Source organism: Rhodococcus sp. OAS809, from assembly GCF_040546695.1.
In the GTDB taxonomy this organism is placed as follows: Bacteria; Actinomycetota; Actinomycetes; order Mycobacteriales; family Mycobacteriaceae; genus Rhodococcus_F; species Rhodococcus_F qingshengii.
This window is the reverse complement of record NZ_JBEPOI010000002.1, coordinates 4,623,645-4,647,874: the sequence shown is the minus strand read 5'-3', so window position 1 is coordinate 4,647,874 and position 24,230 is coordinate 4,623,645. Positions and strand designations below refer to the sequence as shown.

Sequence of the window (24,230 nt, the reverse complement as noted above, 5' to 3'; positions counted from 1 at the left end):
ACGGGTCATTGCAGCACGGGCGCGCTACGTGAATTTCAGAATTTGCAGATGACTTCCTCGGAGAACCTGCGTACCGCACCTTTCTTCGCTTCCAGGTCGCAGTCGAACCCGAGGCCGTACATGGCCCAAGGAATGACGATCGATTCCGTCACTCCGCTATCGGCCAGTTCCAAGGAGCCGTCGAGACCGAAGCGATCGGCGCAGACGGCCTGAATTTCGAACGGGAACTCGGCGCGCCCGTACTCGACCCGCAGGACGCCGATCCTCGCGATGAGAGCTTGCAGATCAGCGAAAGAGACTGTAGCCGAGGTCCAACCGTCACCCACTCGCGCTGCACGGCGCAATGCGGCCGCGGAATGTCCTCCGATGTAGATGGGGACGGGATCGATCGGCGCCGGGCTCATCTGCAGCCTGTCGAAGTCGAAGAACTTGCCGTGATGTTCGACCATACCGCCGCCTAGAACCAGTCGCAGTACCTCGAGCATCTCGTCGACTCGCGGGCCTCGATCCTTGGGGGAAGCGCCGCACCACTCGAATTCCTCTGGCGCCCAGCCCACACCGACCCCGAGACCGAAGCGGCCTCCTGTCAGATTCGCGACCGACCCCACCTGGCTTGCCAGCAGCAGAGGATTGCGTGAGCTGAGCTCGAGCACCTGCGGATAAAAGCGAATCTTCGACGTTCCGGGTCCCATGAAGGCCGCGGCAATCATGGGGTCTACAAATGGTGTCTTCGCGTCCCACATCCGCACACCGTCAGCGGTATACGGATACCCGGTAGCGCCCCGCTCGGGAAAGAACAGTGAGTCGGGCATCGTGATCGAAGAAAAGCCGCATTCTTCGGCCACTTTCGCAAGTGCAACGAGTTGAGAGAGGGGAATCATCGCCACGGCGAGGCTGAACTTCATCGGAAGATCCCTCTGTTCAGTTGACCGGAGCGACTGAAGTGCCTCGATGAGCTCGAATTCGGTTCGCACCGATCGGCTTGGGAGACAGTGGATCCTGAACAGTCACTTCTTGCAACGCTCAGTCATACGACAACTCCCCCGCAGTGCGGTCGAAGCATCAGCCACCCTCGGTTGGACAAGGACGTGTTCGAGGTTACAAAGCTCCCGCTACTTCGGCTCGGCGGCTTCCCGCCTGGCGGACACATACCAAGAACTTCGGTGTCCTGGTGACACCTGGCACCCCACTCCCCCTGATTTCGCACCGTGCAACCTGCGAATCGGCCTACTGATGCAAGGGAGTTCCGACGTAGTTCTCGGCGATCAGCGTTCGTCCGGCCACCGAACGCGTGACCATGTCCAACTCGGCCAACTGTCGGCGATGCCCGAAACCGCTGTCGTCTGGCAAGCGATGGAGCATCGACGACATCCACCACGAGAAGTGCTGCGTCCGCCACACACGCGGCAACACCGTTTCGGTGTACCCGTCCAGCATCTTTCGGTCGGACGAGGTGAAGAAACCGTCCATTGCCTTCGCCAGTGCGTAGACGTCGGCGATCGCGAGATTCATTCCCTTCGCGCCGGTCGGCGGCACGGTGTGCGCCGCATCCCCTGCAAGAAACAGGTTGCCGTGCTGCATCGGCTCACACACGAAGCTGCGGAACTGGAGGATCGACTTCTGAAAGATCCTGCCGTCCTTGATCTCCGCCCCCTCACCGTCGACGCGCATGTGCAGCTCGTCCCAGATTCGATCGTCGGACCAGTTGTCCACGGAGTCGTCCGGATCGACCTGAAGGTAATGACGCTGTACCTCGGGCGTCCGTGTGCTGATCAGTGCAAACCCGCGCTCATGGTTGGCATAGATCAGTTCTTCGGACGACGGCGGCGCCTCGGCCAGGATGCCGAACCACGCGAAGGGATACTGGCGGAAATGATCTGTTCGGATCGACGGTTCGGGAATCAGCTTTCGCGTTCCGGTGCGTGAACCGTCGCAACCGGCCACCAGGGCGCACTCGAGCTTCTGATCATTTCCGTCCGAGTCGACAAATTTGATACTCGGGCGATCCGATTCGTGATCGTGTACTTGCGCGCCGGACACTCCGAATCGAATGTCCCCGCCGTCAGCGAGACGCCGCGCGATCAGATCCTTGAGCACCTCGTGTTGCGGATACACCGTGACTGCTCGCCCGTCGGTCAGTTCGTCGAACGCGATTCGGTGCCCTCGTCCACCGAATCGCAACTCGATTCCGTGATGTTCGAGGCCCTCCCGCTTCAGTCGATCACCGAGTCCGGTCTCGACCATGAGATCAACCGTGTTCTGTTCGAGCACGCCGGCACGAATGGTGCCTTCTACCTCTTCGCGGGTGCGGCATTCCAGGACAACCGAATCGATTCCCTTCAGATGCAACAGATGCGAGAGCATCAACCCGGCGGGACCACCACCGACGATTCCGACCTGGGTGCGTGAAGAAGACATACAGAGAGCTCCTGAGGTGAGTGACGATTGAGACCACCCTCGACCACGATCACTCCTCTGAACAGCTGCAATTTCACTCAGTGAAAGACCGAAACGAGCTATCGAAACCCACCGCTACCAAGCCCGCGTGATATTCCACGGGCGGCCGCGACCAACGCCGGCAGTAAAGGAGCCGGATCCTGCTCCACCGGAACAACTGTCGAGACCGCTGCCACGACACTGCCCCCGGCTTCGCGGACAGGAGCGGCGACGGCAAGGGTTCCGACGTTCAGATACTCGCGACAGACCACGAATCCGGCGCGCCTGATCTCGTCGAGAGTTGCTCGCAAAATCCGCTCGGAAGTAATGGTTTTGGGAGTGAACGACTCGAGGCCGGCGCGAAGGACGTCGTCGAGAAGCTCGGTTCCGCCGTGCGCGAGGAGAATCAATCCACCGCTGGACGCGTGCAACGGCAATCTTCCGCCGGCACGGCCGACCACGGTGACGGCGCTACGCGAGGACAAGCGCTCGAGGTACAGAGCCTCGGTGCCCTCACGAACGACCAACTGCACGTTCTCTCGGGTGACCTCGTACAGGTCCTCGAGGAACGGCAACGCCACCTGCCGTAGGCCGTGAGCGCCGGGAGCGAGAGCGCCGATCTCCCACAACCGGACTCCGACCTGGTACTTGCCGTCACTCCGACGCTCGAGTGCGCCCTCAGCCACCAACTGCCCACACAGTCTATGGACGGTGGGCAGAGGCAAACCGCTGCGACGACTGATCTCCGACTGCGTCAACCGCGGCGATTTCGCGTCGAAGGCACCGAGCACGATAAATGCCCGGCCGATCAACGAACGCTCGCCTGATGCCATTCACACAGTGTGACTGACATCAGGCGAAACGTGTTCAGGCGGTGCGAAGCTACGCGGAGTGCGCCAATTCCGGTTCGCGTTCGGTCACCGGCGGCGTGGCCTCGATCTTCATCGGCTCCTGCGCGTAGTGGAAGTGCGGACGACGGTGACCGATGAACGAACCGAACCACGACATCACAGCGACATACCGGTTGCGGAAGCCCACCAGATACATCACGTGCACGGCCAGCCACATGAACCAGGCGATCGTGCCCTTGAACTCGACCTTGCGGACGCGACACACAGCGCTGAATCGGCTGATGATCGACATGCTGCCCTTGTCGAAGTATTTGAAAGGCGTTCCGGCCTTGACCTTTCCGTTCACAGTCTTCGCTGCGTGACGGCCACCCTGCATTGCAACGGGCGACTGACCCGGCAGACCGTTCAGCGAAGTCATGTCGCCGATGGCAAAGACGTTGGCGAACCCGCCGACGGTCAAGTCCGGATTGATGAGCAGACGACCTGCACGGTCACTCTCACAACCGGTCGCCTCGCCGAGCACTGCGGCGAAGTCGTTGGCTCGAACACCGGCCGACCAGATGACGGTCTCGGCGTCGATGCGCTTCTCTTCCTTGGTCTTTGCCGAAGAGACGGTGACACCGTGCTCGTCGATGGCGGTGACCATAGTGTTGAGAACAACCTCGACACCCGACTTCTCGAGCGAGGCCTGTGTGTACTCACTGAGCTTGCCGCCGAAGGCCGGAAGCGCAACGCCCGCGCCCTCGACCATGGTGACCGTGACCTCGTCGGCGCTGATGTTGTTGATGGACTTGGCGAAGTAGCGACGCGCCAGTTCCTTGATCTGTCCGGCGAGCTCGACGCCGGTCGCGCCTGCACCGACGACAACGAAGCTGAGCAGGTTGCGGCGAACCAGCGCGTCGTTGGTGGTGTGAGCCTCTTCGAAGCAACGCAGGATCTGCTTACGCAGGACCTCGGCATCCTCGACGGTCTTGAGCTTGTAGGTGACCTTTTCGAACTCGTCATGACCGAAGTACGCCTGGGTGGCACCGGTGGCTGCGATGAGCGAGCGGTATCCGAGAGTGTGGCGGGTGCCTGAAGCCTCGTAGACGACGGTGTTCTCTTCGGCGTTGACCTCGACGACGCGACCGAGACGCACGTCGGCGTTGGGGTACTTCTGCAGGATCGTGCGGATGGGCGGAGCAACTTCGCCTGCCGACAGAACGCCCGTCGCCACCTGGTAGAGCAGCGGCTGAAAGAGGTGCTCGGTGGTGGCGGAGATGAGGACGAACGGCGTCTTGGACTTCGCGAGGGTCTTGGCCGCGGCGAGGGCTCCGAATCCCGAACCGACGATGACTACCTGAGTCTGCTCGTGTCCAGTCGCGTCGATGTCAGCGCGACCCGCAGCTGTTCTATCCACAACAAATCTCCTCAACCAAATTGAAAGTATGACTATTACGGTATGGACTGATCATGGGTCGGGTCCAGCTAGCTGGAGTATTCGCAAGACTGTTATCTCGATTGCTCATAAGTAAGCTGTCCTCATGGACTTCCGCCAACTCAAGTACTTCCTCGTCGTGAGCGAGGAACTGAGCTTCAGTCGCGCTGCCGAGCGCTGCTTCATCTCGCAGTCGGCGATCAGCCATCAGGTCGCCCGACTGGAGAAGGAGCTTGGCGCGACACTCTTCGAACGCTCGACCCGAGCCGTTCGCCTTGCCCCGGCAGGATCGCGACTCGTGCCCATTGCGCAGCAAGTCCTCAGCCTCGAAACGATGGCCTACTCCGTCGCACGCGACCCACGAGCCCGGATCCGGATCACCGGAAACATGAGCTTCGCCGCTCAGACGCTGGACGCCATCGCACACGTGCGCGAACTTCATCCGGACCTGGACGTCGAGTTCGTCATCAAGAGTTTTGCCCACCGCATGGACGCCGTAGCCTCCGGTGACGCCGACATCGCGCTGATTCGCGGCGGCGTCGACCGCCCCGGACTCGAACCCTTGGACCTCGGCGTCGAAGATCTGCTGGTCGTCATGTCGAGCCGGCACCCCCTGGCCGGCCAGCAAAGCGTCGACCTCAATGATCTGGCCGCATACCCCCTGCTCCTGCCGCCGCGCCAAAGCCAGGTGCTCATTCACAAGGTGGTCGAGGACGCGTTCCGCGAGATAGATCGACGCGTCCAACTGGGCCCTGCAATTCCGAGCGATCACACAGCCACGCTGGACGTGATCACCAACCCGCGCGCCTGGACCCTGCTGTATTCGATCACCGCAGGCGAATCTCCACGCGCCGGCATCAGCTTCATGCGAGAATCGCACGGCCGCTTGCGAATTCCCGTCTCGGGAGTGACCCGCAGCGGCGCCACCCACTCGACCGAGTTCGCCGATCTGATCCAAGCGCTCAAGGACGCCATGAATCCGTCTTTCACTGAGTGAAAGTGCGATGGCGATCGACTCCCCTCACGGAGCAACGTGGTCCACAACCATGTGATGCGGCGCGCGGTTGCATCCCTTTACCGAGGAGCGGCCATGACGCGTCTACTGAGCGAACCTGTGTGGGAATCGAAGATCTTCGACGGCGAATGGGTTCTCGGTAGCGCCGACGATCGTATTGTCGTCGAGCCGGCCACCGGCAAGCAGTTGACGACGGTCGGCATGGCAACACCAGACGACGTGGCAGCCGCTGCAACAAAAGCTACTGCCGCTCAGAAGGATTGGGCAGCAAGGCCGTACACCGAACGAGCCGCCGTTCTACGCCGCGCCGGTCAACTGTTCGAGCGGTACGCCGACGAAATCGGCGAATGGGTAATCCGCGAGGCCGGCAGCATTCCCGCCAAAGCCGGACTGGAAACCCACACCGCTGCCGAAGAGTGCTACAACGCAGCAGCTTTGGCCGCACACCCCGTCGGCGAGGTGCTGCGCTCGGAGCAACCGCGGCTGAGCTTCTCTCGTCGCGTCCCCGTCGGCACCGTCGGCGTCATCGCACCGTTCAACTTCCCGATCATTCTGTCGATCCGTGCAGTCGCTCCCGCACTGGCACTGGGCAATTCGGTGATCCTCAAGCCTGATCCGCGCACGGCGATCTGTGGCGGTGTGGTTCTTGCCCGCATCTTCGAAGAAGCCGGTTTGCCTGCCGGAGTGTTCGGCATGCTGCCGGGTGGCGCTGACGCCGGTGAGGCAATCGTGGTTCATCCGAGCGTTCGCGTCATCGCATTCACCGGGTCGACCCGGGCAGGACGCGCTGTCGGTGAACTGGCGGGCCGCCATCTCAAACGAGCACACCTCGAACTCGGAGGAAACAACGCACTGATCGTCATGGACGACGTCGACCTCGAAAAGGCTGCATCTGTAGGCGCTTTCGGCTCGTTCATGCACCAGGGGCAGATCTGCATGACCACCGGCCGCCAGCTCGTCCACGAAAGCATCGCCGCCGATTACACCGCACTCCTTGCCGAACGCGCCGACAAGCTTCCGGTAGGCGACCCGTTCACCGGTCAGGTCGCACTCGGACCCATCATCGACGCCAAACAACGCGACCACATCCACTCCCTGGTCACCGGAAGCATCGCGGCCGGAGCAAAACTGGCGGCCGGCGGCACCTACGAAGATCTCTTCTACCGGCCCACCGTGCTGGCCGACACCCCACTCACCGCGCCGGCATTCGCCGACGAAGTCTTCGGGCCAGTCGCACCGGTCACCTCCTTCGCCACCGTCGAACAGGCCGTCGCCATAGCCAACGATTCCGAGTACGGACTGTCACTGGGCATTCTGACCTCCGACGCCATGCGCGGGCTCGAGCTCGCCCAACAAATCCCCACCGGCCTCGTACACATCAACGATCAGACCGTCGGCGACGAAGCAGTCATCCCGTTCGGCGGTATGGCGTCTTCGGGTAACGGTGGCCGCGTCGGCGGTATCGGCGCAAACCTCGACGCCTTCACCGAAACGCAGTGGGTGACTGCGCAGAGCGCACTCCCGGTCTACCCCTTCTAGTCCGGAACACGCCGAGTTGGTCCTGAATACACCGAACTGACCCCAGGGGCTCACTGACCAGCATTGACGGGATCGATCTCGCGGACTTACCATCCAGAGAAAATTACTTCGGCACATTAAGCAATTTCTCTTGTAATTCCCGAGAAGGACCCACTTGACGAATTCAGTGACGACCGACAGCGCTGCGCAGCCAACGGTCCACGACACCCCGGATGTATCCGTCGTAACATCGCCGCGCCGCGAGGCCGTCATCATCGGGGCGCTCAGCCTGGCCGCGATGATCGTCTCGATGATGCAGACACTGCCCGTCCCGATTTTGGGGCGTATTCAGTCCGATCTGGGCGCATCCGCGGCCGGCATCAGTTGGGTGACGACGGCGACGTTGCTGTCGGCCGCCGTTTTCACTCCCCTGTTGGGCCGCTACGGCGATCAGCACGGCAAGAAGCGCACGCTGGTCGGCGTTCTGGTCGTCATGGTCATCGGTTCGATCGTCGCCGCACTGGCACACAATCTGCCACTTCTCATCCTCGGACGCGTCCTCCAGGGGACCGCCACCGCCATCTTCCCGCTGGCTCTGTCGGTCCTGCGTGAAGAGGTCCGCCCACACAAGCTTCCCGGCGCGATGGCATTGGTCAGCGGAACTCTCGCATTCGGCAGCGGGCTCGCCCTCGTAGCCACCGGACTTCTCACATCGGCTCCGGATGCCGACTACCGCAATGCCTTCTGGATGGCCACCGGGTTCGCGTTGCTTGCCCTCGTCGCCGTCGTCACGCTGGTTCCGGCAACCAAGCACAAGAGCGGCGGGCGCGTCGACGTCATCGGCGCGCTGAGCCTGGGCGCTGCACTCCTTCTGCTCCTGTTGTCGATTTCGCAAGGCCACCAATGGGGTTGGTTCTCACCCGTGACCATCGGTGTTTTCCTGGGCTCGATCGTGATGTTCGCAGTCTGGGTCTGGATCGAGAAGATCGTCGACGAACCACTGGTCGACATGCGAATGTTCGTCCACCGGCCCGTGATGATGGCGAATCTGGCGGGGGTCATGCTGGGCTTCGGAATGTTCGCCAACTTCCTGGGCATCTCCTATCTCGTGCAGCTTCCCCACGCCCTCACGGGATACGGATTCGACGCCAGCATTCTGCGTGCGTCGGTGGAATTCCTGCTGCCGGGTGCGATTGCCTCGCTGATCGCAGCACCGATCGGTGGGCGGCTCATCAGAGTGCGTGGGCCACGCTTCGTCCTGGGACTCACCGCCATCTGTGGTGCGGTGCCGTTCGCCTGGCTCGCGTACGACCACACGCACACCGCGTCGGTCATCGGTGCCGGCATCGTGATCGGCGCCGCCGTGAGCCTGGGCTACGCGGCCATGCCCGCGATCATCATGTCGAGCGTTCCGCGACACCAGAGTGGAATAGCCAACGGCATCAACTCGATCTCCCGTTCCACCGGCAGCGCCATGGGCAGTGCAGTGGTGACTACGATTCTCGCCTCGATGACCATCGCGAACCTGCCAGAGGGCGTATCCGCTCTGCCCAGCGAATCCGCCTTCACCGTCACCTTCGTCACTGCCGCCGTAGCTTTCGCTCTGGTCGGCCTGGTGGGTTGGTCAGGCCTCCCCAAGAGTGCGTCGACGTCTGTCAACGGCAGCGCGTGAACAGGCCTGCTCCGAACAGCTCCGCATTCACGAGATGCCCATGCGTGTGAGCATTGTGCGAGGATCGGCGGGAGGTAGCAGGTCTCGAAGCTGAGCGGCTCGGCGGTCGGTGAACTGCCGACACGCGTCGTCGTCGGAGAACACCCAGAAGTCCCCACGCGCTATTGCTTCGGTCATGTGCTCGGCGGCATCGAGCGGGTCGAGTCCGGATTCGACGTTCGCCTGTTGCATTGCATCGAAGACAGCGTTTGCCGTGACGTTCGTAGTCGGCGCGTCACGCTGGGCCGCACGAAAGATCTCACTCCGGATCGAGTGTGGAACAACAGCACTGACCTGAATCGGAGAGTCGACCAACGACAGATCTTGGTGCAAGCTCTCGGTCATCGCCAGCACCGCGAACTTACTGACGATGTACGGTCCTTGCACCGCGGCGCTGTTGATCCCGCCGACAGAAGACAGATTGGCCACACACGCCGGCTTACCCACCTTCAACATCAATGGCACGAAAGCACGAAGGCAATAGAAGACGCCGTCGACGTTGATCTCCATCAACCGTCTCCACCGCGCACCACTGACTTCCCACAGCAACCCGGCCGTCTCCACTCCGGCATTGTTGACCAGCAACTCGACGCTGCCGTAACGATCGAACACATTGTCCGCCATCCTCTTCACGGCATCGGCATCCGCTACGTCCACTCCATGGACGTCAGCTCTCCCACCGGCCGCGCGAATGTCCTCGGCGACGAGCGACGCACGCTCCTCGTCGATGTCGGCAACGACCACCGTCATTCCCAGCCGCGCAAGGTGTCGGGCGAACCCTGCACCGATACCGGCCCCCGCACCGGTCACGACGGCCGTGCCGGTACCGAACCGGCGTTCAGCGTGGGACATCTCCACTCCTCGGGTTGTGTCGCCGAAACTATTGCTCGACAGAGACTTCAGATTCCTTCGGGCAGAATGTTGGGATTGCACCACGTCGGTGGCTCACGTCTGGGCATCAGCCCTTGCCCGTCGAGCGCCTTCACGACCAGATCCTGATACCAGGGAAAATGAAGACTGAAGGCTACAAGGCCGGTCCGCTCGGCCGCGGGAAGAGAACACATGGCCAGTACCGTCTCGGCAAGATACTCGACGGGCTCGGTTTCGTATCCATCCGGAATGAGTGCGTCGGCGCCGGGAGTCGAGATCGCAGTGGAAGGCCCCACCGAGTTGACCGCGATATTGTCGTCCAGCACCTCCGCGGCGAGGCCCTGTGTGAACCTGTGCAGTGCTGCCTTCATCGACGCGTAAATCACGTCACCCGACGTCTTGTTGTAGTCGCGGAAGGGCCTGATCGGATTCAGTCCCGTCGAGGAACCGATGTTCACGATCCAGCCTGCGCCGCGCTCTCGCATGTAGGGGATGGCTGCCTTCGACAGGGCGAACGGCGCGCGAATGTAGTGGTCGAGGGTCCGATCGAACGTCGCCAGCGACATCTTCTCGATCGGCGCGTAGTCGGCAAACCCGGCATTGTTCACGAGGATGTCGATACCTCCGGTCCGCGAGACGACCTTCTCGATCAATCCGTCGCGAGCCTCGGAATCCTCGAGATCGGCCGGAATGGCAAGTGCACGAACGTGTTGCGACTCGATCATCTCGACGGTCTCGGACAACGTACCGCCGATGACGACATTACTGTCGGCACGGACTGCCGCGGTAGGCCGAGCCGACCGTGCGGTGACGACCACGGTTGCCCCCTCTGCCGCCAGTCGCCTGGCGATCGCCCTGCCGATGCCTCGACTGCTCCCGGTCACCAGCGCGGTCTTCCCTACCAGCGAGTGATTCAACTGCTCCTCCAAGGCTCTTCCACTTCACGACATCGAACACATGACGTATGTGTTCGACCTGAGTTCGACTGCATTTCACGCAATCGTTGTCCGCCATGTTGCATCATCCGATTCTGTTGCACAGCAACGATTCCCGCCTGACGGGAGGTGTCGAAATGCCGGGCACATGACCAAATCCGCTATCTCCCGCTGTGTGAGATCGAAAGCATCACAACGGGTTAGGGGAAAGTAATCTTCACCAATGGCAGATGAAACGCTCTACGTGATCGATCGGATAGTCACGAAACCGGGATGCGGTCGACAGTTCGTCGACGCGCTACTCGACCAGTATTTGCCGAGTGCACAGCGTCGCGGCATGACACTCGCCGACGTACTCGTCAGCCCTCCGTTGTGGTGCGATCAAGACCCGAACACCTTGACCGTCACCTGGACGGTCGACGGCACGGCCGGCTGGTGGTCGATGACGCGCCAGGGCCGCAGAGACTCCACCCTCAGGCAGTGGTGGGATGCAATGGCTCCGCTCATAATCGAACGGAGTCGCTCCATGGCCGCCGCAGCAAAGGACATCGAAGGACTGAGCAATGTATAACGTGACAAGAGTCGTGCACGCCGCCAACGGGGCGGGCGCCGACGAGTGGACCGCTGCAGTGAAGAACATTGCCGCAGTTGCCGAATCGTCGAACGCGCTGCGTCGTCTCGTCTGTACGACACTTCCCGGCGTCATCAACGGCGGAGATCTGATCGTCCATCTTCAGTTCGAAGACGAGATGGCTTGGCAGACAGCCCGAGATGCGGTCGACGACAGCCTGCGCTGCGCCACCGTCGACCACTTCCACGGCGCCGAGTACTCGTCCGGGACCACGGGACGTTCCGGCGCCGACGCCGCCGGTCAGGTGTACCGAGCGCTGTTCATCCGGGTATCCCCCAGCACACCCCAGGACGTACTCGAGGAATTCGAACGGGATCTGCTCAGGATGCCTACCCATATCTCGTCGATCTGCGCCTGGCGTCTCAGCCGAGTCGACGCAGCGACCGGGCACACACCATGGACTCATGTCTGGGAGCAGGAGTTCACCGACCTCGGCTCACTGCAGACCCAGTACCTCGATCATCCGATTCACTGGGCAGTGGTGGACCGGTGGTTCGACCCCGAATGTCCCGAGGCCGTGGTCCACGACAGAATCTGTCACACGTTCGGCAATCTCACCGAGAGACTCCTGACAGTGAAGTGATCTGCCTACTCGCTACCGAGCGCCTCGCGCGTCATCGCCCAAAGCTTCTGTCGCGCAGGCTCGGTCAGTGACAAAGACGGGATAGTGAGGAAGCCGTGGAACAATCCTTCGAAGCGATGATGGCGCACCGAAACGCCAGCCGTCGCGAGCATCTGCGCATACGCGTCACCTGACGAACACGGCGGATCGAGTTCGGCTGTCACGACGACAGCAGACGGAAGACCGGCGAGCGTCTCCGCACGCGTAGGAATCACACGGGCGTCGTCGCGACCTTCAGGCGCGTACTGCTGCCAGTACCATTCCATCGCTGCGGTGGTGTTGTAGTGACCCGTGCCGTAGAGCCGATACGACTCGGTTTCGAAGTCGTCGTCGATCACGGGGTAGATGAGAACCTGAAGGGCGATTTCCGGACCACCCCGATCCCGAGCGGCAATAGCCACGGTCGCCGCGAGGTTCCCTCCCGCACTGTCGCCCACAAGTGCGATTTTACCTGCGTCGGAACCGTATTCGGCAGCATGCTCGCTGGCCCACGCCACCGCGGCGTAGACGTCGTCGTGGGCTGCCGGTGCCGGATGCTCCGGCGCCAACCGATAGTCGACGGCAACCACTACTGCGCCGACTCCCTGCGCCATCGATCGACAGAATTCGTCGTGACTGTCCAGATCGCAGAACACGAAACCGCCCCCGTGAGCGAAGACCACGAGAGGAACGTCGTTCGAGGTTCCATGCGGACGAAAGACGCGAATTGCCAGATCTCCACCGGGACCGTCGATTACGTGATTCTCGACTGAAAGCATGTCGGGAAGACCCGTCAGCGGCGCACGTCGGTTCCGAATCAGAGTTCGTAGCTCCGACGGCGGGACACTGGTGACATCCGGGAATCCAGCGTTGAGGGTTGCGAGCATCGTGGTGACTTCCGCTTGAATCGTCATATCGTCTCCTGGTCTCTCAGCCCGGCGGGTGGCGCTACGTCTGCGCCGGCATCCGCGTTTGTCCACTTGGCGTGTGATCACGTCAACGTAGATCGCCCACCACCAAGCAAGGAACCCGCTCTCCCGATCAGTGGTCCGTTTCCGCCGACGAGCACCGGAGGCGTCCGATCCACAGGGTGGCCTTCTTCACAAAGCAGAAAAAACATGTCATCATTCCTAATCGAAATAGCCTTGTCCAGGGCAGTTGTCCAACTTGACTACGGGATAGCAGAGGGAACACATGTCGCTCCAGCTCGAGGTCGATCCCGCAACGCCGAACGCCTTCCTCGACCGAGTCTCTCTGCTACTGGATGCGTTCGGCGGTCGAGATCGTCTCACCCTCGCCGAGATTGTCCGACGAACCGGGCTTCCAAGGTCTTCAGCCCACCGCATACTCGACCATCTGGTCCAACTTCGGTGGCTGCACCGCAGCGGCCGCGATTACACGCTCGGGTTGCGGCTCGTGGAACTCGGCTCGTTGGCCGTGTACCAGGACAGACTTCACTCAGCTGCGCATCCGCACCTGTACGAATTGCACCGGCGTACCGGACTGATCGTCGAGATGACGATTCTCGACGGCTCAAATGTGGTGTGCCGCGCCCACATGGCAGGTCGTTTCGCCAGCATGATTCCGAATCGGATCGGTTTCAGCACGCGCGCAGACGGAACTCTCGTCGGCAGGGTCCTCCACACCTTCAACAACGAGCGAGGAGAGGCGGCCGACGAGGTCCGAAAAACCGGCGTGGGATACGGCCGTGACACGCCGATCGACGGATTCGGCACGATCGCCACTCCGATCGGCCCGATCGGCGTCGCGACCTCCGCGCTGTCGATCTGCGGACCGCTCCGACAAATGCCGCTCGACGAGCGGAACTCGCCTCTCACCGGGCTTCTTCGGGAAACAGCCGCTTCCCTGTGGCGAAATGCGGGCGTCCGGACCACCGAAAGCATGCGAGCTCAGTAGGCACGAAGACTGGGCACGAAGACTGGGCACGAAAACCTCGACAGCACAATTCTATTGGCGTGGGGCAGAATCTGGAGAGTTGTACCTCCGCACGCTCAGATCAACTTCCAACTACCGGCATTGACGGGCTGCGGCAAGCCGAGAGCGTTGGCGTCGCCTTGCGCGAATCGAGCGGCGGCCTCATCGATGTCATCGAGCAACTGAGCGGCGAGGTCGATCTCCATCTGAAAATGGCGGCCTATCCATCGCAGACTCATCTCGGTAAATGCCCAGGCGGGTTCATTCTCCGAGTTATCGGCGTGTTCGATTGCCTTGAGCTTCTTTGCCTCGAGGTTGTCGATGTGATCGAGCACTATCGACTTGAGCTGATCGGGGTCGTTGAGGTGGCCGACCCACAGTCTCAACATCACTCCATGTTTGAGAACGGGGGTTTCGATCTCCGATCGGCGTGACCATGATCTGAGAGCCTCGATACCGGATTCGGTTATCGTGAACACTCGTCGACGACGCCCACCCGATTCCGAAACCTCCCGCGAACTGACGAATCCCAGCGTTTCCAGCTTTTTGAGCTCGGTATAGACCTGGCTCACCGACGGGCTCCAGTAATAGAACCCGATGCTCCAGTCGGCCCAGCTTTTCAGATCGCTGCCACTGAGTTCTTCTCCGAATGTGAGCATTCCCAGCACTGCCCAACTTGTCGCGGGCAATGCCGGGTAACACGCAGTTGCGGGATCAGGCACCGGCCCAGACTAACAAGACGTCGACCATCTGACACCGACTTGCCCACCGAGTGGTCTGTTCACGAATTCGTGCAATCAGAAAAGGTTCAATCGCAGTTCGGAGACACCGCGGATAAAGGCCGTGCCACCCCACGTCACTCCACCGTCGACGAGCTCGGTCTTCGGCGCTTTGTCGATCAACGCATTCAGGATGGTCTTGATCTCCAGCCGGGCCAACCACGCACCGAGGCAAGCGTGCGCACCGTGACCGAACGTGATGTGGTCCCGGACATTTGACCTCGACCAGTCCAATCTGTCCGCGTTCGGACCGAATCGAGTTTCATCGCGGTTTGCCGACGCCAGCCACGTCACAATGTGATTTCCGGCCGGAATCACCGCATCTCCCACCGCGTAATCCTCGGGAGCAATGCGAATCATCAACTGCGCCGTCGGCTCATAGCGCAGGACTTCTTCTACCGCGTGATCGAGCAGTGCCCTGTCGTCGACGAGTCGTTCCCACTGATCACGATGGCCCATAAGTGCATTCATGGTGAGACCGACCTGATTGACTGTGGTGTCCAGTCCGGCGATGACCAAAGTCTGCACGGTAGCGGCAACTTGATCCGGCCCGATTATCTCGCCTTCGTCGCCGGCGGAGATGAAGTCCGACAGGATGTCGTCGCCAAGATTGTTGCGCTTCCAAGCGATAACGTCCTGAAGGTGTGCCGAGAAATCACGCTGAGCGGAAATGTAGTCGCTGGTCTGCTCGGCAGTCAGAAACGGATCGAGTAGGTTGAGTCCCTTACGGGTCCACTCGAACATCGTATCGGTGTCGGCAGGTACGGGGATACCGAAAATTTCGCAGACAAGGCGAATCGGTAGCGGATGAGCAACTTCCGTCACCAGCTCGATCTCGGAGCCCCGTCCATGATCGGCAAGCAACTCGTCGACGATTTCCTTCGCCCGCGCGTCGTAACGCTTGATTGCCCTGGGCGTGAACGGGCGCGCCAGTAGCTTGCGCAATGCCAGATGGTCCGGTGGATCCAGCTTCGACAACGATGGGCGCAACAAGTAGGCGTCGCTGCCACCGGCCGCCTTGATCCGCATATTGCGCGGTGCCTCGAGTGCATACTGTTCCGACGAACTCAGCGACTTGTCCGCCAGTGCGCGTTTCACGTCGTCGTAGGCGAAAAGCATGTATACGCCATTCGAATGCTGTTGTACCGGAGCAACTTCTCGCGCAATCGCGTACCGCGCGTACGGATCGGACAGGAAGCCTGGCTCCGTTGGATCGACCAATCCCGTTCTGAGCCAATCCGTTGTGTCATGAACCGCACGCTCCGAACCCACCGGCGAAGTCATAGTCAACCTCTCGTCCTCGACAAAATCACTCACACAAGATCTGGCAGATCATTGACGCCCTCGTAAAAATCCACAGCCGAATACCACTGGTGACGAGCGTCAGCGCTGCGCTGAACTGAACTGCGCAGAGCTTCACAGTCGGACTACGAGGCAACCAACAAACCGCCCGCTGTATGGGAAATGAAGTCGCGCTCCGGACGTCGGGTTGCCACATTCTCACTGAGCGGGCGGGAAGGTGCGCTCCTTGCTGCTCGAGGACAGAATTCCCAGACGTCTTCGCCGTGAATCAGTAAGGCGGCGAGATCAATTCCGGGCAATCGTCCCGAGAAGTGATGCGAACCGGTGTCGAAGCAGATTGGAAATTGCGCATGACCGAATATGTGAACCGCGCTGTGCGAGTCGTTCGAGCTCCCCGCGGCTTGCCTGTCGTAGAAGATTTTCGGATCGACGAGGTTCCGATCCGGCCGCCCGCGGACGGCGAAGTTCTGTTCCGCGCCCACTATCTTTCGATCGATCCGGCGATACGAAGACGCCTACCGTCCACCAGCTCTGCCCCCGGGCCGTTGGGAGCTGTTGCCGGTATCGGCGACGTCGTCTTGGCTGGAGTAGTGCCTGCGCACTCCGGTTTGGACGGCATCGCAGTCGGCGAAGTGATTTCTTCGCGGCATCCTGACTTTGCGGCAGGTGATTTGGTTCGAGGCGGCACGCACTGGCAGGTTTATCACACAATCAAAGGCGCTGCCCTGGACCGCATACCGAGGGAGAATCGAGCTTCCCTAGGAGATGAACTCGGAATTCTAGGACAGCCAGGATTTGTCGCACACTGCGGAATGCGGTTGGTCGCCGACGTCCGAGAGCGAGACACAGTCGTGGTTTCGGCGGCCGGCGGAGCAGTCGGCATGGTTGCAGGCCAAATCGCGAAGCTGGCGGGCGCCCGGGTGATCGGAATCGCCGGGGGTGAGAAGACCGAATACGTTGTGGAGGAATTGGGGTTCGACGCCTGCATAGATAGGAAGACGGCGAACATCGGCGAGCAGTTGGACGAATTGTGTCCGAAGGGCGTCGACGTCTATTTCGACAACGTCGGAGGCTCGATCACGCGAGCGGTTTTCGATCGCATGGCCGATTTCGGAAGGGTCGTCGTGTGCGGAATGATCAGCGAATACAACCAGGATGAAAGCGAAGTCGGGCCTCCCCTACGCCCTGTACTACGCAAACGTCTACGCATCGAAGGGTTCGTCTGCTACGACCACTACGACCGGTACCCGGAGTACCGGGCGTGGGCGTCCGCTCGAATCGCCGAAGGTGGACTGCGCTACCGCAACGATGTCACCGAGGGCATCGAAAATGCCCCAGCGGCCTTGATCGGGCAGCTTTCGGGCCACAACCGGGGGAAGCAGTTGGTGATGATTTGACAAAGGGAGACCACACGTCGTTGTGTGGTCTCCCTTTTCGATTCGTTCAGCCGATCAGGCGTCAGCCTCTGGGCCGAGCATCTACCTTGTCGTCATCGTCGTCGCGCTCGCCGGTTGCGAGCTGGACGCCGGATTTCTCGATGCTGCCGTCAGCACCTGACTTCTCGAGGTCGATCGGTGCATCACCGGTCGCAACCTCTTCGGCCTCAGGCTCTTCCGGTAGCGGCTTCTTGAGACTCAGGATGATCGAGCCTGCCAACACCACGATGATCACCGCGAGGCTGACCAGTGAGGGAATCTCGGGGATCGACGTGCTGATCACCTTGTGGCTGGCCTGCATGATCAGCTTCACGCCGATGAAGGCGAGGATGATCGACAGACCCTTGGACAGGTAGTGGAACTTCTCGAGCAGGCCCGAGAGCAGGAAGTACAGGGCACGCAGACCCAAGATCGCAAACGCGTTGCTGGAGTAGACGATGAATGGATCGTCACTCACTGCCAGCACTGCCGGGACGCTGTCGACTGCGAACACGAGGTCGGCAGCTTCGATGGCGACGACGACGGCGAACAGTGGTGTTGCGACGCGCTTTCCGGCTTCCTTGACGAAGAACTTGGTTCCTGCGTATTCCTCACGGACCGGCATGATCTTGCGCAGCAAGCGAACCGCCAGCGAGGTTCCCGGATCGAAGTTCTCGTCGTCGTCCTTGAGCAGCTTGTAGGCGCTGTAGAGCAGGATGGCGGCGAAGACGAACAGAACGGCCGTGAACTTGCTGACCACGGCAACGCCAGCGGCGAGGAAGATACCGCGGAAGATCAGGGCGCCGATGACACCGAAGAACAACACGCGGTGCTGGTATTCACGGGGCACCTTGAAGTAACCGAAGATCAGGGCGAACACGAAGAGGTTGTCGACGGAGAGGCTCTTCTCCAACAGCCAGGCCGTGGTGAATTCGACGCCCGAGTTCACCCCCAAGGTCAGGGTGACGACCACCGCGAATACGAGAGACAAACCGACCCAGAGTGCACTCCACCAGGCCGCTTCCTTGAAGCCGATGACGTGCGCGCCGCGGTGGGCGAGCAGGTCGATGAGCAACATGACGACGATGACTGCGGCGAACGCGGCCCACGCCCACATGGGAACGTTCATCGCTGACCACCTACCCGAATGGCACTGATGACTGCGGTCACGGGGAGCTCCTTCACTGGGTTCGGACGGCCGTCTCGCCGTCTTCTCCAGTGTTCCTTGCCGACTTCTATCCATCCCGGTCGAAATATCGACGACTTTCACAACTGAAGTTGCCGAAACCATGCAATCTGAGGGTGTTGCGTCCGAAACCGCCGCTGGACGGCATCTTGTTCTAGCCTGGCAAGCATGAGCACCTCGTTGTACTACTCCGCCGTCCGCACCACACCGCTGACCGACGACGAGAAGGCCGAAGTCGACCGACTCATCGCCGTCCACAACGACGAATTTCCGTTCGACTACGAGGTCCTGGACCTCTATCCGTCGGATATCCCCGACACTCTGCTCAACGGTTCGACAAAGATCTCGAGCGACCCGACCGAGGTAATCCCTTCGCTCGTCTACTGGTTCAACGCTCTGACCGAACTCCGGCGAGCGGTGCCCGACGCAGACTGGGACGTTTCACTCGACGACACCCCCGCCGATTGGGATGACAGCTCCGGCTATTCGCTCCCCGGGCTCGACGACATGCAGTAGCGAGTCACGGGTTCGCCAGGAGGGCGGCTCCGTAGCTCTCCAGCGCGATGAGCGCCAACTCTGTTGGCAGCCGACGCTGGTCCACGCTGCGGTCTAACAGCTTTTCGGCCTGATCGAGTCGATACCGCACGGTGTTCTTGTGCAGACCGAGCGCCACGGCGGTAGCGGCTGCAGTGCAATTGTTCTCGTAATAGACCCGAACGGTGTCTCGGATACGCGTCGTGACGCCGTCCGCGCCGGCGAGGCCTTTCAATTCCCGAGCCACCAACGCACGCAGTTCGTCCAGATCTTCGGTGAGCAGACAGGGAACCTGAACATCTTCGTAGACGGTGACCCCCGGCGAACCCGTGGAACGGACCGCGATGCGCTGCGCGGCGAGAGCCTCGCGGTGACTGCGCGCGAATCCTTCCATTCCGTAACCGCTGGCCCCCACCGCGACACGAAGATCCGAATTCCGAGCACGATCGAGCGCCGCCCACTCATGGTCGTCGAAATGCGCGACCCACGACCACACCTCGCGCGCCCCCGAAGGCAGCGTCAGCACGCGCTCGGCATTCGACTCGTCCACAAAGGAACGCGCATACGAGTCCAATCGGGCCAATACGTCGGCGGCCGGATCGGTGTCGTCCGTCCAGAGAACAAACGCAGTGTGGTGGCGCCGCATCGGGTAGTCGAGAATCTGCGACACCTCATCGGAGTGAAGTGCTTCGCCTGCGACAATCGCGTGCACCGTCTCGGACCGACGCGCAAAAGCGCCGCGCGCCAAGCTCTCACGCTCCTTCGCATACGTTGCCACCAACAATTCGGTGGTCACTTCCAGCCATCTCATCGCCGAACCCCACACTCGGACCAGAAGTGCGCGCTTGAGTTCCGGACCGATCGGGAGTGCTTCTATCGACTCGTCGACGAAGCCCAGCATCGCGAGCCGTCCGGCACCGTAGATCTTGAGCAGGACTCGAAGATCCATACCGCGCCTGGCAACGGTGAGTGCAAGCGCAACCGACTCCGGCGGCGGCGTGACCTCCTGGGAACCGCCCGCGATCGCGGCCACGATGACTCGAAGCTGCGCCGCAGTGCTCGCATCCACATCGCGTCGTAGCTCCCGATCACCCGCCACTTCAGGATTGGCCACCGCAATGGCGTCGTCGATGCGTTGAACGAAACCGTCGATCACCTCCGGCTGGAGATAGATGGGCGCGAGATTTGCAATCCAGCCGTCCAACTCCGATGTGTCCATGGCGCCTCCCCGACTTGTCACCCTGATTGTGACTTAGTCACAAATCTATCGTCTCACTTCGGCCAAGAAGCCCTAGCAACCCGGTTTCGACTGGTCCACAATCACATCCCTGCAGATTCATCTCACTGCAACCAACCCCTATCTTTGGAGACGCTGGAGTAAATGAACAAACCTTTCGACGGTCAGGTAGTGGTCATCACCGGCGGCGCCCGGGGCATCGGATACGCCACCGCGAAGCGGCTGATCAGCCTGGGTGCGACGGTCGCGATCGGCGACATCGACGAAGCCACTCTCGCGCGAGCAGCCAAGGATTTGGGCATCCGCACGTTCGGGCGCCTCGACGTCACCGACCCCGCCTCGTTCTTCGACTTCCTCGACACCGTCGAAGGTGAACTCGGCCCGATCGACGTGCTGGTCAACAATGCGGGCATCATGCCGGTCGGACGGATCGTCGACGAGGACGACTCCGTGACCAGACGCATCATCGAGATCGACGTCCTCGGCGTGATCACGGGAACCAAGCTCGCATTGCGACGGATGCTTCCGCGCGGACGTGGACACGTCATCAACATCGCTTCGCTTGCAGGCGAACTCCCGTGCCCCGGTTTGTCGACGTACTGCGGCGCCAAGCATGCGGTGTTGGGCTTCACCGATTCTGTCCGCAAGGAAGTTCGTGGCACCGGAGTTCACATCTCGTCCGTGCTGCCGACGCTCACCAACACCCAACTCACCTCGGGCACTTCGGGAATGAAGGGATTCCGAGAGGTTCAGCCGGAGGAAATCGCCGAAGCCGTCGTCGGCTTGATCACCAAACCGCGCCCACGCGTACGCATTACGCGGGTGTCCGGGCTGCTCGTGCAGGCACAGGGCTTCTTCCCCCGGCGGCCGTACGAGGCATTGAGCCGACTGTTCGGCGTCGAGACGCAGTTTCTCGGCGACGTCGACACCGCGGCACGTGCTGCCTACGAAGAACGCGCCCGCGCAAGCTGATCAGGTCAGCTCGGTGGCCGGCCAGTCGAGCAGCTTCGCACCCAGTACGGCAGCGTGGAGCGCGAAGCTGTCGTTGGGATCGTTGACGTTCTGACCGGTGAGTTCACGGATGCGGTCCAACCGGTACGTCACGGCGCGGACGGACAAATGCAGGTCTCGGGCGGTTTTAGCCGTATTGCCGCCGGCGGAAAAGTACGCGAGCAGTGTGTCGATCATCGGTCCAGCGCCACCACGCGCCTCGAGCAGCGGTGTGAGAAGGGTGTGGATCAGGTCGGTGACCGCCGGTCTGTCGTTGACCAGAACCCGGTAGACCAGCAGGTCACGAGCATCGATGATCGGTGCGGTCAACGACAGGCGCTGCGCCAGGTCCAGTGCGTCCAGCGCCTCCCGGTACGACGCCACCACGCCCGAAGCGGTGGTTCGAGGGCGCCCGACAGCGATCTGCCACGTGCCGTCCAAAGGACGCCGCTGCAACTGCACTCGCCCGTCGTCATCGGTCCCCGGCCCGAGAGCCGACCGAATCCCTGCCAGCACGTGGTCGACGGCATCGCGATCCGGCGCCGCGAAAACGACCACCAGTTTGCCGCTCTTGCTGGCGACCAACGCATCGGCGTCACCCTTGCTACCCAGAACGGCACGTTCGACGGCGCGCACCAAAGGGTTGTCGTCGGTGAACTCACGGGCGGCGGTCACTACCGCCACGGCATGCGGACCACTGAGGTGGAGACCGAACCCTGAAGCGCGATCCAACAATCCGACGACGTCAGCGCCGCCGGTCAACAAGTCGTCGACGAACTCGCGGCGTGCCGATACCTGCGAGCGGACCAGAGAACGTCTGGCCAACTGAAACCCTTCGGCCAGTTCGGCGACGGCATCGTCGACGGCACGCAGCATCACTTCGCCGGCCGCGACGACGGCGTTCGGATCCGATTGTGCCGCAATAACAGCAGGCAGTTCACGCCACAGACGCCAGGCCGAGGAGAGATACAGATCGAGCAGGGCTCGCAGGGCGACACCCTGCTGCGCTGCTTCTTCCCCGCGAGCGCGGAAGCGGTGCAGCTGACGACGCTGCAGCGGCTTCCCCTCGCATACGGCGACACTGAGCACGTCCAGGAAATCACCCAGCAGTTCGACGGGTAGGCCACCGGCGTCATCGGCCCCCGCCGCGGCAACCCGGCGTATGGCGTCGTCAGGTACCCCGGTTCGGCTCACCCTCGCATTCTCTCACTGCCGGCAGCATTGCCTGGCGTCACGAAAGGCGCATCGAACCCGTGTCGATGTACCGCTGATGGAACGAGAATGCCTCGCCCAGGATGTGCGGCGTCTGCCCCGCACCCGGTTGAGCGTCGGCGCGAGCGATGTAATCGTGGAGCAGTGGCCGGAACTCCGGGTGAGCACACTTGTCGACGATCAGGCGCGCGCGTCGCCGCGGCGACAGACCGCGCAGATCCGCCAACCCCTGCTCGGTCACCAACACCTGAGTGTCGTGCTCGGTGTGGTCGACGTGCGGAACCATCGGCACGATCGCCGAGATCTCACCGCCGCGGGCCGTCGACGGGCTCAGGAACATGGACACGTAGCCGTTGCGGGCGAAGTCCCCCGAGCCGCCGATTCCGTTCATGATCTTCGTCCCCATGACGTGCGTCGAGTTCACGTTGCCGTAGATGTCGGCCTCGAGCATGCCGTTCATGGCGATGATTCCGAGTCTGCGCACCACCTCCGGGTGGTTGCTGATCTCCTGCGGACGGAGCGTGATGTGGTGGCGGTAGAAGTCGATGTTCGCGGTCAGTTCTTCGATGCCCTCTTCGGTGAGCGCCAAAGCCGTCGACGACGCATGCGCGACGGTTCCGTCCTTGATCAGCTTCAGCATCCCGTCCTGGATGACCTCGGAGTAGCAGGTCAGGCCGCGATACGGCCCCCGATCGAGCCCTCCGAGCACCGCGTTGGCGACATTGCCGATGCCCGCCTGCAGCGGAAGCAACGTATCGGCCGGCATCCGTCCGGCGCGCACCTCGAAGTCGAAGAATTCCAGGACGTGGCCGGCGATCGCCTCACTGACGGCATCGGGTGCAGTGAGAGGGCTCGCGCTGTCACGGCAGTTGGTCTCGACAACGGCCACAACCTTCGTGGGATCCACTCGGAACGTGGTCTGGCCGATCCGGTCCTCGACACGAATGATCTCGAGCGGCTTGCGATGCGGCGGCAGCGCGGTGCCGTAATAGACGTCGTGAATACCTTCCATCGCCTCGGGCACCCACGAGTTGACTTCGAGGATGACCCTGTCGGCGACGTCCAGCCAGGTCTTGTTGTTGCCAATCGACGCGGAGGGAATCAGTTCCCCTGATTCGGTGATACCGGCGACCTCGACCACCGCGACGTCTACGTTGCCGTAGTAGCCCTCCCACACCTGCTGAGCCACGTGGGAGAGATGGATGTCCACGTAGTCCATACGACCGTCGTTGATCCGGCGACGTGCGGTGGCCTCGGACTGATACGGCATGCGCAGCGCGATTCCGTCGACCTCCGCGAGCAGCCTTTCGGTCTCGGTGGACACAGAAGCGCCGGTCAGGAGATTGATCGTGAAGTTCGATCCGTTGCCGCGGGTCCGGTGAATGCGCTCGGCCAGGGCCGGAATGACAACCTTGGGTGTACCGGCGCTTGCGAAACCGCTGATCGCGACGGTGTCGCCCGGGTTGATGAACTTCACGGCGTCGGACGCGGACATCACCTTCGACGCAAACGCTGTGGCGCGAATGCGGTTGGAGGTGGCGTTGTGTCCGGTCTCACCGAAGGTTGAACTCACGGCACCAGGATAAACAGGGCACGTCGAAGCGATTTACGGGGATAACCCAGACAGAATCGCTCCGACGTGCTATGAGCACCGA

The 24,230-nt window shown here is 61.7% G+C and carries 22 protein-coding genes; 9 read left to right on the top strand and 13 right to left on the bottom strand.

Features of this window, described 5'->3' with window-relative positions; genetic code table 11:
• Positions 1–35: 35 nt before the first annotated feature.
• From ABIE52_RS24580 to ABIE52_RS24565, 4 genes are all read right to left on the bottom strand, one after another.
• Positions 36–905 carry a TIGR03619 family F420-dependent LLM class oxidoreductase gene (locus ABIE52_RS24580; protein ID WP_192712751.1) on the bottom strand — a complete coding sequence of 290 codons (870 nt, stop codon included), beginning with the start codon at positions 903–905 and terminating at the stop codon, positions 36–38.
• Between the two features lie 322 nt (positions 906–1,227).
• Positions 1,228–2,418, bottom strand: coding sequence for a 4-hydroxybenzoate 3-monooxygenase (locus tag ABIE52_RS24575; protein WP_192712750.1), 1,191 nt, complete (start codon positions 2,416–2,418; stop codon positions 1,228–1,230).
• A gap of 98 nt (positions 2,419–2,516) precedes the next feature.
• A complete protein-coding gene (locus ABIE52_RS24570; protein WP_003943227.1) occupies positions 2,517–3,269 on the bottom strand; it encodes an IclR family transcriptional regulator in 753 nt (250 codons plus the stop codon).
• A gap of 49 nt (positions 3,270–3,318) precedes the next feature.
• The gene (locus ABIE52_RS24565) at positions 3,319–4,686 is read right to left on the bottom strand and encodes an NAD(P)/FAD-dependent oxidoreductase (protein WP_003942969.1); all 1,368 of its coding nucleotides are present in this window, start codon (positions 4,684–4,686) and stop codon (positions 3,319–3,321) included.
• Positions 4,687–4,810: 124 nt separating this feature from the next.
• On the opposite strand from ABIE52_RS24565, the gene ABIE52_RS24560 reads away from it, so the two are divergent.
• From ABIE52_RS24560 to ABIE52_RS24550, 3 genes are all read left to right on the top strand, one after another.
• Complete coding sequence (locus ABIE52_RS24560; protein ID WP_003943104.1) at positions 4,811–5,701, top strand: LysR family transcriptional regulator; 891 nt, start codon at positions 4,811–4,813, stop codon at positions 5,699–5,701.
• A gap of 93 nt (positions 5,702–5,794) precedes the next feature.
• Positions 5,795–7,258 carry a benzaldehyde dehydrogenase gene (locus ABIE52_RS24555; RefSeq protein ID WP_050656920.1) on the top strand — a complete coding sequence of 488 codons (1,464 nt, stop codon included), beginning with the start codon at positions 5,795–5,797 and terminating at the stop codon, positions 7,256–7,258.
• Positions 7,259–7,412: 154 nt separating this feature from the next.
• Entirely contained in the window at positions 7,413–8,909 is a 1,497-nt protein-coding gene (locus tag ABIE52_RS24550) for an MFS transporter (protein WP_231917407.1), read from the top strand.
• Positions 8,910–8,936: 27 nt separating this feature from the next.
• Here the strand turns inward: ABIE52_RS24550 and ABIE52_RS24545 are convergent, their stop codons facing one another.
• Both ABIE52_RS24545 and ABIE52_RS24540 read right to left on the bottom strand, forming a co-directional pair.
• The gene (locus ABIE52_RS24545) at positions 8,937–9,800 is read right to left on the bottom strand and encodes an SDR family NAD(P)-dependent oxidoreductase (RefSeq protein WP_162114094.1); all 864 of its coding nucleotides are present in this window, start codon (positions 9,798–9,800) and stop codon (positions 8,937–8,939) included.
• Between the two features lie 47 nt (positions 9,801–9,847).
• Positions 9,848–10,735 carry an SDR family NAD(P)-dependent oxidoreductase gene (locus tag ABIE52_RS24540; protein WP_192712794.1) on the bottom strand — a complete coding sequence of 296 codons (888 nt, stop codon included), beginning with the start codon at positions 10,733–10,735 and terminating at the stop codon, positions 9,848–9,850.
• 241 nt (positions 10,736–10,976) lie between these two features.
• On the opposite strand from ABIE52_RS24540, the gene ABIE52_RS24535 reads away from it, so the two are divergent.
• Positions 10,977–11,324, top strand: coding sequence for a hypothetical protein (locus ABIE52_RS24535; protein WP_007730530.1), 348 nt, complete (start codon positions 10,977–10,979; stop codon positions 11,322–11,324).
• The gene (locus tag ABIE52_RS24530; protein ID WP_192712749.1) at positions 11,317–11,967 is read left to right on the top strand and encodes a Dabb family protein; all 651 of its coding nucleotides are present in this window, start codon (positions 11,317–11,319) and stop codon (positions 11,965–11,967) included. Before ABIE52_RS24535 ends, ABIE52_RS24530 begins: the two co-directional genes overlap by 8 nt.
• A gap of 5 nt (positions 11,968–11,972) precedes the next feature.
• Here ABIE52_RS24530 and ABIE52_RS24525 read toward each other — a convergent pair whose 3' ends face one another.
• Positions 11,973–12,899: an alpha/beta hydrolase gene (locus ABIE52_RS24525; RefSeq protein WP_007730522.1), complete on the bottom strand. Its 927-nt coding sequence runs from the start codon at positions 12,897–12,899 to the stop codon at positions 11,973–11,975.
• Between the two features lie 280 nt (positions 12,900–13,179).
• Here ABIE52_RS24525 and ABIE52_RS24520 point away from each other — a divergent pair, with 280 nt between their 5' ends.
• Positions 13,180–13,902, top strand: coding sequence for an IclR family transcriptional regulator (locus tag ABIE52_RS24520; protein WP_007730520.1), 723 nt, complete (start codon positions 13,180–13,182; stop codon positions 13,900–13,902).
• A 95-nt stretch (positions 13,903–13,997) separates the two neighbouring features.
• Here ABIE52_RS24520 and ABIE52_RS24515 read toward each other — a convergent pair whose 3' ends face one another.
• A complete protein-coding gene (locus ABIE52_RS24515; protein WP_050656919.1) occupies positions 13,998–14,579 on the bottom strand; it encodes a PadR family transcriptional regulator in 582 nt (193 codons plus the stop codon).
• A 138-nt stretch (positions 14,580–14,717) separates the two neighbouring features.
• A complete protein-coding gene (locus ABIE52_RS24510) occupies positions 14,718–15,983 on the bottom strand; it encodes a cytochrome P450 (protein ID WP_007730518.1) in 1,266 nt (421 codons plus the stop codon).
• Between the two features lie 368 nt (positions 15,984–16,351).
• On the opposite strand from ABIE52_RS24510, the gene ABIE52_RS24505 reads away from it, so the two are divergent.
• On the top strand, positions 16,352–17,398 hold the full coding sequence (locus ABIE52_RS24505) for an NADP-dependent oxidoreductase (RefSeq protein ID WP_030536117.1): 1,047 nt from the start codon (positions 16,352–16,354) through the stop codon (positions 17,396–17,398).
• Between the two features lie 61 nt (positions 17,399–17,459).
• Here ABIE52_RS24505 and ABIE52_RS24500 read toward each other — a convergent pair whose 3' ends face one another.
• The gene (locus tag ABIE52_RS24500) at positions 17,460–18,545 is read right to left on the bottom strand and encodes a TerC family protein (RefSeq protein ID WP_003942925.1); all 1,086 of its coding nucleotides are present in this window, start codon (positions 18,543–18,545) and stop codon (positions 17,460–17,462) included.
• Positions 18,546–18,770: 225 nt separating this feature from the next.
• On the opposite strand from ABIE52_RS24500, the gene ABIE52_RS24495 reads away from it, so the two are divergent.
• On the top strand, positions 18,771–19,118 hold the full coding sequence (locus tag ABIE52_RS24495) for a hypothetical protein (protein ID WP_030536118.1): 348 nt from the start codon (positions 18,771–18,773) through the stop codon (positions 19,116–19,118).
• A 4-nt stretch (positions 19,119–19,122) separates the two neighbouring features.
• On the opposite strand, the gene ABIE52_RS24490 is transcribed toward ABIE52_RS24495, so the two are convergent.
• A complete protein-coding gene (locus tag ABIE52_RS24490) occupies positions 19,123–20,355 on the bottom strand; it encodes a PucR family transcriptional regulator (RefSeq protein ID WP_042451555.1) in 1,233 nt (410 codons plus the stop codon).
• A gap of 162 nt (positions 20,356–20,517) precedes the next feature.
• Between ABIE52_RS24490 and ABIE52_RS24485 the strand changes: the two genes are divergently transcribed.
• A complete protein-coding gene (locus tag ABIE52_RS24485; protein WP_003942902.1) occupies positions 20,518–21,345 on the top strand; it encodes an SDR family oxidoreductase in 828 nt (275 codons plus the stop codon).
• Here the strand turns inward: ABIE52_RS24485 and ABIE52_RS24480 are convergent, their stop codons facing one another.
• Positions 21,346–22,557 (bottom strand): PucR family transcriptional regulator, encoded by a 1,212-nt coding sequence (locus tag ABIE52_RS24480; protein WP_042921490.1) that lies wholly within the window; start codon positions 22,555–22,557, stop codon positions 21,346–21,348. It lies immediately after the preceding gene.
• Positions 22,558–22,594: 37 nt separating this feature from the next.
• Entirely contained in the window at positions 22,595–24,148 is a 1,554-nt protein-coding gene (scpC, locus tag ABIE52_RS24475) for a succinyl-CoA:acetate CoA-transferase ScpC (RefSeq protein ID WP_007730514.1), read from the bottom strand.
• Between the last annotated feature and the right edge of the window lie 82 nt (positions 24,149–24,230).